Here is a 12,559-nt window from a genome sequence, read left to right on the forward strand (position 1 = left end):
ACAGGAAAAATCCCTCACCCCGAGCAACGGAAAGTAGGCGTGATCAGGCCGTAAGGCCGCCCATGGCTTCCACACGACACGCTCGCGGCGCCGACCGGAACGCCGGGACACCGCAGGCCGCCGAGGCCGCCGAGGCCCAGGAATCCGCGGGCCCCGCGGAGACCGAGGAGCAGGCGCAGGCCAAGATCGTGATCCCGGCGAAGCACCCGATGGTCGCGCTGCTCGGCTCGGGCGACTCGATCCTCCGGGTCATCGAGGACGCGTTCCCCACCGCGGACATCCACGTGCGCGGCAACGAGGTCAACACGACCGGCCCCCGCGACGACATCGACCTCATCAAACGGCTGTTCGACGAGATGATGCTCGTCCTGCGCACCGGCCAACCGCTGACCCCCGAAGCGGTCGAGCGCTCCATCGCGATGCTCCGCTCCGGCGGCGACGCCGCCCCGGCCGAGGTGCTGACCCTCAGCATCCTCTCCAACCGCGGCCGGACGATCCGCCCCAAGTCGCTCAACCAGAAGCGGTACGTCGACGCGATCGACCGGCACACCGTCGTCTTCGGCATCGGCCCGGCCGGTACCGGCAAGACGTACCTCGCGATGGCCAAGGCCGTCCAGGCGCTCCAGATGAAGCAGGTCAACCGCATCATCCTCACGCGCCCGGCGGTCGAGGCCGGCGAACGCCTCGGCTTCCTCCCCGGCACCCTCTACGAGAAGATCGACCCCTACCTGCGTCCGCTCTACGACGCGCTGCACGACATGATCGACCCCGACTCGATCCCCCGCCTCATGGCCGCGGGCACCATCGAGGTGGCCCCCCTCGCGTACATGCGCGGGCGCACGCTCAACGACGCGTTCATCATCCTGGACGAGGCGCAGAACACCTCGGCCGAGCAGATGAAGATGTTCCTGACACGCCTCGGGTTCGGGTCGAAGGTCGTGGTCACGGGCGACGTGACGCAGGTCGACCTGCCGAACGGCACCGAGAGCGGGCTGCGGGTGGTGCAGCGCATCCTCGACGGCGTCGACGACATCGAGTTCTGCAGGCTCAGCAGCCAGGACGTCGTACGGCACCAGCTCGTCGGGCGCATCGTCGACGCGTACGGGCGGTACGACGCGGAGCGCCAGGGCGACGACGTCGCGTCGCGCACCCGCGCGCGCCGCGGACGAATCCACAGCACCACCTCGGGCGACGCGGAACGGGATGTGAACTGACGGCCATGTCCATCGACATCGCCAACGAGTCCGGATACCCGCTCGACGAGCACGGCATCGCGGACGTGGCCCGCTTCACGCTCGACCGGATGCGGATCCACCCGCTGGCCGAGCTGTCCGTCGTGATCGTGGACGAGGCGGCCATGGAGCAGCTCCACATCCAGTGGATGGACCTGCCCGGGCCGACCGACGTCATGTCGTTCCCGATGGACGAGCTGCGGCCCGGAAAGGACCACGAGGACCCGCCGCAGGGCCTGCTCGGCGACGTGGTCCTGTGCCCCGAGGTCGCGGCCCGGCAGGCCGAGACCGCCGGGCACACGACCGACGACGAACTGCAGCTGCTCACCGTTCACGGCGTGCTGCACCTGCTCGGCTACGACCACGCCGAGCCCGACGAGGAGCGCGAGATGTTCGGCCTGCAAGGCGACATCCTGCGGGCCTGGCGCGAGCGCCGCGACGCGGGTTCCGCGCCGGGTTCCGCGCCGGTCGGCGAATGAGACCCGCCATAGGCGGACCGGGGAGCCCGCGTGTCTTCTGACGAGGTCTTCCGGTTCGTCGTCGGCGCGGTCGTCCTCACCGTCGTCGCCGGGCTCTTCGCGTGCCTGGAGGCCGCCCTCGCGCGCATCTCGCGCCCGAGGGTCGAGGAACTGGTGCGCACCGGGCGCCGCGGTGCCGAGCGCCTGCTGACCGTGGTCCGCGACCCGGCGCGCTATGTGAACCTCGCGCTGCTGGTCCGGGTCGCCTGCGAGGTGTCCGCGGCGGTGCTGATCACGGTCGTCTTCCTCGACGGCTTCGACAGCACGTGGAGCGCGGTGGCGGCGTCGATCGGCGTCATGGTCGTCGTGTCGTACGTCGTCGTCGGCGTCTCGCCGCGCACCATCGGCCGCCAGCACCCCATCTCGATGGGGATCGCGGGCGCGCCGGTGCTCATCGCGCTCGCGCGCGTCCTCGGCCCGCTGCCGCCGCTGCTGATCCTGATCGGCAACGCGGTCACCCCCGGCAAGGGCTACCGCGAGGGACCGTTCGCCTCCGAGGCCGAGTTGCGCGCGTTCGTCGACCTCGCCGAGCGGGATTCGCTCATCGAGGACGAGGAGCGCAAGCTGCTCCACTCGGTACTCGAACTGGGCGACACGATCGTCCGCGAGGTGATGGTGCCGCGTCCGGACATGGTGTTCATCGAGCGCCACAAGACCGTCCGCCAGGCCCTGCGCCTCGCGCTGCGCAGCGGCTACTCGCGGATTCCGGTCATCGGGGAGAACGAGGACGACGTCGTCGGCATCGTCTACCTCAAGGACCTCTCCGAGATCGCCGTCTTCGGCGGCGACGACAAGTGGGCGCACGAGCCGGTCGCGTCGGTCATGCGGCAGGCGACGTTCGTCCCGGACAGCAAGCCCGCCGACGCCCTGCTCCGCGACATGCAGGCCCGGCGCACCCACATGGTCATCGTCGTCGACGAATACGGCGGCACCGCGGGCCTGGTGACGATCGAGGACATCCTGGAGGAGATCGTCGGGGAGATCACCGACGAGTACGACCGGGAGACCAGCCCCGTGGAGGACCTCGGGGACGGCCGTTTCCGGGTCACCGCGCGCCTGCCCGTCGACGAACTGGGCGATCTCTTCGGCCTGGAGCTGGACGACGAGGACGTCGAGACGGTCGCGGGCCTGCTCGCCAAACAGCTCGGCCGCGTGCCGATCCCGGGCGCCACGGCCGAGGTCGCGGGGCTGCGGCTGGTCGCCGACCGTCCTTCCGGGCGCCGCAATCAGGTCGGCACGATCGTGGTCGAGCGCGCGCCCCGGTCCGCGGACGACGCCGAGGCGGCGGGCGGCGACGACGGTGCCGGCGGCGACGGGGAGCGCGGCGACACGGGGTGAGCGTCCGTCACGGCGGCGTTCCGGGTCGGTAACAGCCGCGGGCGGGCGGGTTCGCGGCCGGTAGCTTCGACGCACGACGCGGCGGGCCGGACCAGGGGGGTACGGCCCGTCCGATCCGCGTCGCGCATGCCACCGGACTGGGGGGTCAAGGTGCGTTCCACCATGTCGCGTTCCGCGCGCATCACCCGTATTTGCGGTTCTTCACGGCCGTCTCGCACGGCGAGGCTCGTCGCCGTGCCGCTGCTCGCCCTCGCGCTGACCGGCGCGACCGCGTGCGAGTTCGGCTCGGACGACGGGAAGGACACATCGTCGGTCTCGTCGGACCGGCCGTCGGACCCAGGAGACCAGGGAGGCGAAGAAGACAAGGGAGGCAAGGGAGGCAAGGGAGGCAAGGGAGGCGCGAGCGGTACGGGCGGCGAGCCCGCGACCGCCGAGCAATTGACCTCGGCTCTGCTCACGGCGCAGGAGATCCCCGCCGGCTACACCGCGCAGGACGCCGTCGTGCCGGACTCCGCCGACCCGGACGACGTCGTCTCCGACGCGGCCTGCGGGATTCTCGTCGGTGACGAGATGAACGAGGGGGCCCGAGCGCAGATGGAGCGCGAGTACACCAAGGACGGCACCGGCAGCGCCGGCGAGGACCAGGACTCCGTGACGATCGGCCTGACCAGCGCCGACCACGGCGTGCTGAAGAAGAAGCTCGACGCCTACACCAAGGCCCTGCGCGCCTGTTCGTCGTTCGAGGTGACAAACGGCAACGACTCGTTCGGCTTCGAGATCGCCAACGTCCGCACGGGACGCAACGGCGCCGACAGCGTGGCGTACGACCTGACCTACCTCAGCGAGGGCAAGGTCGTCGCGTACGGCCGCCACGTCGTCGTGCTCGAAGGCTCCACCGGTATGTCGGTGCAGGCGTTCTCGCTCGACGCGATGCCCGACGAGCCGACGCGGTTCGTCACCGGGCAGCTCCAGAAGGTCCGGGAGATCGGGAACTGACGCCGCGTCGTCCGGACGGCCGGGCCCCGCGCCCCGGCCGTCCGGACGGTACTGTGCCGGGGATCTCTCCCGGACGCCGCACCACGCAGGAGGCACCACGATGAGCGGGACCACCGTCGACCCCGAGGACGCCAAGATCGTCACGTTGGCGCGCTCGACCCGGGCCCGCAACCGGACGGCCGAGGGCGCGGCGGTGCGCGACGAGAACGGACGCACCTATGTCGCGTCGACCGTCGACCTGCCCTCGCTGCGGCTTACCGCGCTCCAGGCCGCGGTGGCCATGGCGGTCGCGGGCGGTGCCCGCGACCTGGAGGCCGCGGCGATCGTCGGCGAGTCGGGGGCGCTCGCGGAGGCCGACCGCGCCGTCGTCCGCGACCTCGGCGGCGTCGGCACCGCGATTCTGCTCGCCGCGCCCGACGGCAGTGTCACCGAGGTCGCCGAGGCCTGACCCGGCCCGCCGTCGCACCGGCCGCACGGGCCGCCCGGGCGTCGGCCGCGGCCGGTCCGCCGCATCGGGCGGGCTCCGCACGCCTGCGCCGCGCGGGGCTGAGGGAGAATGCCTCCCATGAGTGATCGCCCCAACCCCGCCGACGTGTTCGAACCGTCCGGCCACACGCACGTGCGAGGACACCGCAGCGGCTTCGCGTGCTTGGTCGGCCGACCGAACGCCGGAAAGTCCACCCTGACGAACGCGCTCGTGGGCAGCAAAGTCGCGATCACCTCGGGGCGCCCGCAGACCACCCGGCACACCGTGCGCGGCATCGTCCACCGGCCCGACGCCCAGCTCGTCCTGGTCGACACCCCCGGGCTGCACAAGCCGCGCACCCTGCTCGGCCAGCGCCTGAACGACCTCGTGCGCACGACGTGGGCCGAGGTGGACATCATCGGCTTCTGCCTGCCCGCCGACCAGAAGGTCGGGCCCGGCGACCGGTTCATCGCCAAGGAACTGGCCGAGGTCCGCAAGACCCCCAAGGTCGCCGTCGTCACCAAGACCGACCTGGTCGACAAGAAGACCCTCGCCGAGCAACTTCTCGCGGTGCAGCGGATGGCCGCCGACCTCGGGTTCGAGTGGGCCGAGATCATCCCGGTCTCCGCCGTCTCCGGCGACCAGGTCCACCTGGCCGCCGACCTCCTCGCCGGGCTGCTCCCCGAGGGCCCGCCGCTGTATCCGGACGGCGAGCTGACCGACGAGCCCGAGCAGATCATGGCCGCCGAGCTGATCCGCGAGGCGGCGCTGGAAGGCGTACGCGACGAACTGCCGCACTCGCTGGCGGTGGTCATCGAGGAGATGATCCCGCGCGAGGACCGCCCGGCCGACAAACCGCTCCTGGACGTACACGCGTATCTGTACGTCGAGCGGCCCAGCCAGAAGGCGATCGTGATCGGGGCGAAGGGCGCGCGGCTCAAAGACGTCGGCACCCGGGCCCGCCGCCAGATCGAGGCGCTGCTCGGCACCCCGGTGTATCTGGACCTGCACGTCAAGGTCGCCAAAGACTGGCAGCGCGACCCCAGGCAGTTGCGCCGCCTGGGGTTCTGAACGTGTGCGGGCCCGGAGGCGCCGCTTTCCGCCGAAATCCCACGGGGCGGCCCGTGCGTCCGCGGCCGGGCAGGGGATGGCGCCGCCTTCCAAGGGGAGGTGAAGGCGGCGCCGTGTCTCTCCGCGTTCCATCCTCTCCCGACGGTGCGTAAAGGACATGTCAAACGTGGCGTATTCCACACTGACGGGTGCTTAAGTCCGGGCGATGTGCGGTCGTCGGACCCTGTCAGGTAGGGTGTCGGTCATCATGCGTCAGTGGCAGCTTCTCCTTAGCCGCCGCGGCGAGGGCTCGCCCAACTGATCGGAACGGGTCGGCCTCCCTCGCCGCGGGGTTGAGGCATTGCCTGTTATGGGTTGAACGCGCCGGCCATATCGAGTCGCCAGTCGAGTCCCCAAGACACCGATCCAGCAGCCCGACGCGTTGCCGAGCCGCAACGCCCGGCCCGTTTTCCCAGGAGCCCTCCGCATGTCCTCCGTCAATCGCGCCACGCCCATCACGGCCGCCACTGTCACGCAGAAGCCGTCGGGCATGCCGATCCACAAATACGCGCCCTTCCAGGGCGTCGACCTGCCGGACCGCACGTGGCCGTCGAAGACGATCACCGCCGCACCCCGCTGGCTGTCGACCGACCTGCGCGACGGCAACCAGGCGCTGATCGACCCGATGAGCCCCACCCGCAAGCGGACGATGTTCGACCTGCTGGTACGCATGGGCTACAAGGAGATCGAGGTCGGCTTCCCGGCCGCCTCGCAGACCGACTTCGAGTTCATCCGCGGCATCATCGAGGACGGCGCGGTCCCCGACGACGTCACCATCTCGGTGCTGACCCAGGCCCGCGAGGAACTGATCGAGCGCACCGTGGAGTCGCTGGTCGGCGCGCCGCGCGCGACCGTGCACCTGTACAACGCGACCGCGCCGATCTTCCGCCGCGTCGTCTTCGGCGTCGACCGCGACCAGTGCAAGGCGATCGCCGTCGACGGCACCGAGCACGTGATGCGGTTCGCCGAGAAGCACCTGGGCGCGCAGACGGCGTTCGGATACGAGTACTCGCCCGAGATCTTCATCGACACCGAGCTGGACTTCACGCTGGAGGTCTGCGAGGCGGTCATGGACGTCTGGCAGCCCGAGGACGGCCGCGAGATCATCCTGAACCTGCCGGCCACCATCGAGCGGTCGACGCCGAACGTCTACGCGGACCAGATCGAGTGGATGAGCCGGAACCTGACCCGGCGCGAGCACATCGCCCTGTCGGTGCACCCGCACAACGACCGGGGCGCGGCCGTCGCGGCGTCCGAGCTGGCCGTCATGGCGGGCGCGGACCGCATCGAGGGCTGCCTGTTCGGGCACGGCGAGCGCACCGGCAACGTCGACCTGGTCACGCTGGGTATGAACCTGTTCAGCCAGGGCATCGACCCGAAGATCGACTTCTCCGAGATCGACGAGATCCGCCGCACGGTCGAGTACTGCACGCAGCTGCCGGTGCACCCGCGCCACCCGTACGCGGGCGACCTGGTCTACACCGCGTTCTCCGGATCGCACCAGGACGCGATCAAGAAGGGCTTCGAGGCCCTGGAGCGCGACGCCGAGGAAGCCGGCACGACGCGCGACGAGATCCTGTGGGGCGTCCCGTACCTGCCGATCGACCCGAAGGACGTCGGCCGCACCTACGAGGCGGTCATCCGCGTCAACAGCCAGTCCGGCAAGGGTGGCGTGGCGTACGTCATGAAGGCCGACCACAAGATGGACCTGCCGCGGCGGCTGCAGATCGAGTTCTCGCGGATCATCCAGGGCAAGACCGACTCCGAGGGCGGAGAGGTGACGCCCGCGCAGATCTGGGCGGTGTTCCAGGACGAATATCTGCCCACGCCGGACGCGCCCTGGGGCCGGCTGGCGCTGCGCGCGCACCAGACCTCGTCGGCCGACGACGACAAGGACGCGCTGTCCGTCGAGATGACGGTGGACGGCGGCGCCACGACGCTGAGCGGCGTCGGCAACGGCCCGATCGACGCGTTCGTCCGCGCGCTGGGCGGCATCGGCTTCGACGTGCGGGTGCTGGACTACACCGAGCACGCCATGAGCGGCGGCGAGGACGCCCGCGCGGTCGCGTACGTCGAGTGCGCGGTCGACGGCCAGGTGCTGTGGGGCGTGGGCGTCGACGACAACATCGTGCGCGCCTCGCTGAAGGCCGTCGTCAGCGCGGTGAACCGCGCGGCGCGCGGCACACGCTGACGCTCGGTTGGTGAACACGCGGCGGCCCGGGCTTTCCCCGGGCCGCCGTCGTGCGTCGCCCGCCCGGGAGTTCCCGCGCGATCCACCGAACTCCCGGACCTCGTCCACCTCATGGACCCCACCGGCCCCATCGGTCCCTCCGTCGACCGAACTTCCCGTAGCTGTCTGTGAATAGGCCATGACCACCGGTGAAAACTGTGCCACCATCGGGAACGAGGAAAGGGTTGGCGCGTCGCAGCCGAGGGGGCAGGGGAGGCACGCCATGGTGCTCATCGTCGGGGTCCGCAACCTCAGGAAAGTGCTGGAAGCCGGAGAGTTCCACTGCCCGGAGTGCGGCGGGGACCGGCGCTTCCAATTCGGTGTCGGCCGACGCCACTTGATCGTCTGCGACATACCCGTCCTCCCGCTCTCCCGGGCACCCGGCAGCGTCGAATGCGCGGTCTGCGGGCGGACGTTCGACCGCTCGGTACTCGACGTGCCGACCGGGCGGCGGCTGACCGAGCTGCTGCGCGACGTCACGCGCACGCTCGTCATCGGGGCGCTGGTGGCCGGCGGCGAGTCCGCGCCGTCCGCCAGGGCCGCGGCGGTGGCCGCGGTGCGCGGCGTGGGCATGCCCGCCTACGACGACGAGATGCTGAGCATCGACTTGTACGCCTACGGCGACGACGAGTTCCTCGACGCCCTCCCGACCCTCGACACCCTCGCCGCCCACCTCGCGCACGAAGGGCGCGTGCGCCTGATCACCGTGGCGGCGCACGTGGCGCTGGCCGACGGGCCGTACCGCACGCTCGAACTCGACATGCTGCTGTCCGCGGGCGCGCGCCTGGGGCTGACGCGCGCCGAGGCCGACCGTGCCCTCGACGAGGCGGCCGGGCACACGCCGCGCTGACCGCGGCGGGAACCGGACGACAAGGGCGGATGCGGTGGAGGCCTCGGACGTGTCGGCGGCGGGCGTCGATAATGGCGGGATGGACAAGCGCGGCACAGCAGGCGGGCGCGGTCACCGCGTGAGGCGCGGATGAGCCTTTACCGCGACGAAGGCGTCGTGCTGCGCACGCAGAAGCTCGGCGAGGCGGACCGCATCATCACGCTTCTGACACGCGGACACGGACGCATACGGGCCGTCGCGCGCGGCGTGCGGCGGACGAAGTCGAAGTTCGGTGCGCGGGTCGAACCCTTCGCCCACGTCGACGTGCAGTTCTTCGTCAAGGGCAGCGACTTCCCCGGGCGCGGCCTGCCGGTGATCACCCAGGCGGAGACCCTGGGGGCGTACGGCGGCTCGCTGGTCTCGGACTACCCCGCCTACACCGCGGGCACCGCGATCCTGGAGACCGCCGAGAGGCTCACCGATCACGAAGGCGAACCGGCGCTCCAGCAGTACCTGCTGCTCATCGGCGCGCTGCGCAGCCTCGACGCGCGGGCGCACGAAGCCGGGCTCGTGCTGGACGCCTTCCTGCTGCGGTCGCTCGCGGTCGCGGGCTACGCGCCGAGCTTCGGCGACTGCGCGCGCTGCGGGCTCACCGGGCGGCACCGGTTCTTCTCGGTGGCGGGAGGCGGCGCCGTATGCGGGGACTGCCGCCCGGCCGGATCCGTCGTACCCTCTCCCGAGACCCTCGATCTGCTCGGCGCGCTGCTGGCCGGAGACTGGGCGTGTGCCGACGCGAGTGAGGCTCGGCACCGGCGCGAGGGCAGCGGCCTCGTGGCCGCGTATCTGCAATGGCACTTGGAGCGGGGCATCCGCTCGCTGAGACTGGTGGAGCGATCATCGTGAGTCAGGCACGCGGCCGATGGTGGCTGCCTTCCTTCGGCCGGAAGGCTCGGCAGCCGGCGGTGCGGGCCGGGGTCCGGCGGCCCCATGAGTACCGCGACCCGAAACCGCACGCCGGAGGCGCGCTGCCGCCGGACTTCCCGCGCGACGCGGTGCCCCGGCACGTGGCCCTGGTGATGGACGGAAACGGGCGGTGGGCCAAGGAGCGCGGGCTCGCGCGGACCGACGGGCACACCGCGGGCGAGGCGTCGCTCTTCGACGTCGTCGAGGGCGCGGCCCAGATCGGCGTCGAATACGTCTCGGCGTACGCGTTCTCCACCGAGAACTGGAAGCGCTCACCCGAAGAGGTGCGCTTCCTGATGGGCTTCAACATCGAGACCATCCACCGGCGCATCGACGAGATGGACGAGCTGGGCGTGCGCATCCGCTGGTGCGGGCGCCGGCCGCGCCTGTGGCAGAGCGTGATCCGCGAGCTGGAGATCGCCGAGGAGCGGACCAAGGGCAACACGCGCCTCACGCTGGCGATGTGCATCAACTACGGCGGACGCGCCGAGATCGTCGACGCGGCGGCGGCGCTCGCGGAGGACGTGCGGGCCGGCAGGCTCGACCCGAAGCGGATCGACGAGGAGGTTTTCGCCCGGTACCTTGACGAGCCCGACATGCCGGACGTCGACCTCTTCATCCGCTCGTCGGGCGAGCAGCGGACCTCGAACTTCCTTCTGTGGCAGTCCGCGTACGCCGAAATGGTGTTCGACAACGTGCTGTGGCCCGACTTCGACCGCACCCACCTGTGGAAGGCGGTCGAGTCGTACGTCGCCCGCGACCGGCGGTACGGGGGAGCGCTGCCCAACGTCGTGTCGGCCGCTGCGCCGAACGCGAACAGCGAGTCGAAAGTCCGGTAAACGAGGGGCAAAGCGGGCCGCTCGCGGGTGACAGATGCCGGTGTCGGCGCCGAGGGAATGCCAGCATGAACGGCATGTCCGAGCAGATCGTGCCCGCCCCCGGCCACTCGCCCCCGGCCGCCGACGCCCCGCCCGAAGGGGACGCGTCCGGCGCGTCCGCCGCGACGGCGCGGACGACGGAGACAGCACAGACCGCGCGGCCCGAGGCGACCACGGCGCCGAGACCGCGTGCCGCCGCGCCGTCGCCGGGCCGTCCCGAGCGGGCGGCCGACCGCCCGTGGCGTCCCGGTCAGCTGGAGATCTTCGTCGTCGCGCTGCTGGCGCTGCTGATCGGGCAGTCGTGGATCGCCGACCGGCTCGACTCCCGGGCCGTCCAGACGTGGAGCACGGTCTTCGTGGCCATCGCCGTGCAGGCGCTGCCGTTCCTCGTCCTGGGCACGGTCATCTCGGCGGCGATCACCGCTTTCGTGCCCGCGTCGGTGTTCACCAAGGTGCTGCCCCGCAACCAGGCCCTGGCGGTGCCGGTCGCGGGGGCCGCGGGGGCCGTGCTGCCGGGCTGCGAGTGCGCCTCCGTTCCGGTCGCGGGCGGCCTCATGGCCCGCGGCGTCGCGCCGTCCGCCGCACTCGCGTTCCTCCTGTCCGCCCCCGCGATCAACCCGATCGTCATGACCGCCACGGCCGTCGCCTTTCCCGGCCGTCCCGAGATGGTCGTCGCGCGCTTCGTGGCCTCGCTCGCGACCGCGGTCGTCATGGGATGGCTGTGGGTCCGGTTCGGCAAGGCCGAGTGGCTGCGCATCCCCAAGCGCTTCAGCCAGCCGCCGTCGGGTTCGCGCTGGGAGGACTTCCGCACCGGCATGCAGCACGACTTCCTGCACGCCGGCGGTTTCCTGGTGGTCGGGGCGATCACGGCCGCGACGCTCAACGTCACCGTGCCGAGGGAGGTGATCGACGCGGTCTCCGACAACTGGTGGATCGAGCTGATCGCGCTCGCGTTCCTCGCCGTGATCCTCGCCGTCTGCTCCGAGGCCGACGCCTTCGTCGCGGCGAGCCTCACGGGCTTCTCGTCGACCGCCAAACTCGCGTTCATGGTCGTCGGCCCGATGGTCGACGTGAAGCTGATCGCCCTGCAGTCCGGGACGTTCGGCAAGAGCTTCGCGATCCGTTTCTCCACCGCGACGTTCGTCGTCGCGGTGCTCACCAGCATCGTCATCGGGTGGTGGCTCCTGTGAAGCGCGACGTCCAGTCGATCGTCCTCGTCCTCGTCGGCGCCGCGCTGCTGCGCATCTCGCTCGACGGCGAGACATACCTGCGCTACGTCAAGGAGGGCCTGCGGCCTGCCCTGGTCGCCTCGGGGGCGATCCTGCTGGCGCTCGGCGCCGTCGGGGTGATCCGCGACGGGATCCTCCGCAGGCACGAGCGTGCCGAGGCGGCGGAACACGCCGAGCACGCCCACGGCGACCACGCGGGCCACGGCCACGACGGGCTCGGCCCGCAGGACAGCGACGCCCATGACGCGCACGGCCACGACCACGGCAAGGGCCCGCATGTGGCGTGGCTGCTGTGCCTGCCCGTCGCGGCGCTCTTCCTGATCGCGCCGCCGGCCCTGGGCTCCTACACCGCGGAGCGGTCGGACAACACCGTCGCGAAGCCCGCCGCGAAGACCGTGGACGCGGGCTTCCCCGCGCTGCCGCCCGGCGATCCGCTCGACATGACCCTCGGTGAGTTCGGCGTCCGCGCGGTCTGGGACACCGCCGAGACGCTGAAGGACCGCAACGTCCGGCTGACCGGGTTCGCGACCTCGGGCGAGAACGGGAGCTGGTACGTCAACCGCCTGGTCATCAGCTGCTGTGCCGCCGACGCCGTGGCCCGCAAGGTCGAGATCCACGGAGTCCCGGCACCGCCGACCGACACGTGGGTGACGGTGACCGGCACGTGGCTCAAGAACGGCGAGACCGGGTCGGAGGACGCGACACCGGCCCTGACCGCGACCGCCGCGGAACGCATCCCGACACCCAAGGAGCCGTACGAATAGACGCCG

The 12,559-nt window shown here is 71.3% G+C and carries 12 protein-coding genes; all 12 read left to right on the forward strand.

Annotated elements, in window-relative coordinates:
- Positions 1-62 precede the first annotated feature (62 nt).
- Complete coding sequence (locus tag LO772_RS23500) at positions 63-1,214, forward strand: PhoH family protein (protein ID WP_231774011.1); 1,152 nt, start codon at positions 63-65, stop codon at positions 1,212-1,214.
- 5 nt (positions 1,215-1,219) lie between these two features.
- Positions 1,220-1,711 (forward strand): rRNA maturation RNase YbeY, encoded by a 492-nt coding sequence (gene ybeY / locus LO772_RS23505; protein WP_231774012.1) that lies wholly within the window; start codon positions 1,220-1,222, stop codon positions 1,709-1,711.
- A 30-nt stretch (positions 1,712-1,741) separates the two neighbouring features.
- Positions 1,742-3,088 carry a hemolysin family protein gene (locus LO772_RS23510; protein ID WP_231774013.1) on the forward strand — a complete coding sequence of 449 codons (1,347 nt, stop codon included), beginning with the start codon at positions 1,742-1,744 and terminating at the stop codon, positions 3,086-3,088.
- Positions 3,089-3,322: 234 nt separating this feature from the next.
- The gene (locus LO772_RS23515; protein WP_231774014.1) at positions 3,323-4,084 is read left to right on the forward strand and encodes a hypothetical protein; all 762 of its coding nucleotides are present in this window, start codon (positions 3,323-3,325) and stop codon (positions 4,082-4,084) included.
- A 100-nt stretch (positions 4,085-4,184) separates the two neighbouring features.
- Positions 4,185-4,532: a cytidine deaminase gene (locus tag LO772_RS23520; protein ID WP_231774015.1), complete on the forward strand. Its 348-nt coding sequence runs from the start codon at positions 4,185-4,187 to the stop codon at positions 4,530-4,532.
- 108 nt (positions 4,533-4,640) lie between these two features.
- Positions 4,641-5,621 carry a GTPase Era gene (gene era / locus LO772_RS23525; protein ID WP_443089304.1) on the forward strand — a complete coding sequence of 327 codons (981 nt, stop codon included), beginning with the start codon at positions 4,641-4,643 and terminating at the stop codon, positions 5,619-5,621.
- A 466-nt stretch (positions 5,622-6,087) separates the two neighbouring features.
- The gene (gene leuA, locus LO772_RS23530) at positions 6,088-7,851 is read left to right on the forward strand and encodes a 2-isopropylmalate synthase (protein WP_231774017.1); all 1,764 of its coding nucleotides are present in this window, start codon (positions 6,088-6,090) and stop codon (positions 7,849-7,851) included.
- A gap of 262 nt (positions 7,852-8,113) precedes the next feature.
- Positions 8,114-8,740, forward strand: a complete 627-nt coding sequence (locus LO772_RS23535) for a TerB family tellurite resistance protein (RefSeq protein ID WP_231774018.1) — start codon at positions 8,114-8,116, stop codon at positions 8,738-8,740.
- Positions 8,741-8,869: 129 nt separating this feature from the next.
- Positions 8,870-9,622 carry a DNA repair protein RecO gene (gene recO / locus LO772_RS23540; RefSeq protein ID WP_231774019.1) on the forward strand — a complete coding sequence of 251 codons (753 nt, stop codon included), beginning with the start codon at positions 8,870-8,872 and terminating at the stop codon, positions 9,620-9,622.
- A gap of 59 nt (positions 9,623-9,681) precedes the next feature.
- Complete coding sequence (locus LO772_RS23545; RefSeq protein WP_231779687.1) at positions 9,682-10,521, forward strand: isoprenyl transferase; 840 nt, start codon at positions 9,682-9,684, stop codon at positions 10,519-10,521.
- A gap of 65 nt (positions 10,522-10,586) precedes the next feature.
- Entirely contained in the window at positions 10,587-11,750 is a 1,164-nt protein-coding gene (locus LO772_RS23550) for a permease (protein ID WP_231774020.1), read from the forward strand.
- Positions 11,747-12,553, forward strand: a complete 807-nt coding sequence (locus LO772_RS23555; protein ID WP_231774021.1) for a TIGR03943 family putative permease subunit — start codon at positions 11,747-11,749, stop codon at positions 12,551-12,553. The genes LO772_RS23550 and LO772_RS23555 overlap by 4 nt, the downstream gene beginning before the upstream one ends.
- Positions 12,554-12,559: the final 6 nt, after the last annotated feature.

The sequence above is a fragment of the Yinghuangia sp. ASG 101 genome (genome assembly GCF_021165735.1).
GTDB lineage: Bacteria > Actinomycetota > Actinomycetes > Streptomycetales > Streptomycetaceae > Yinghuangia.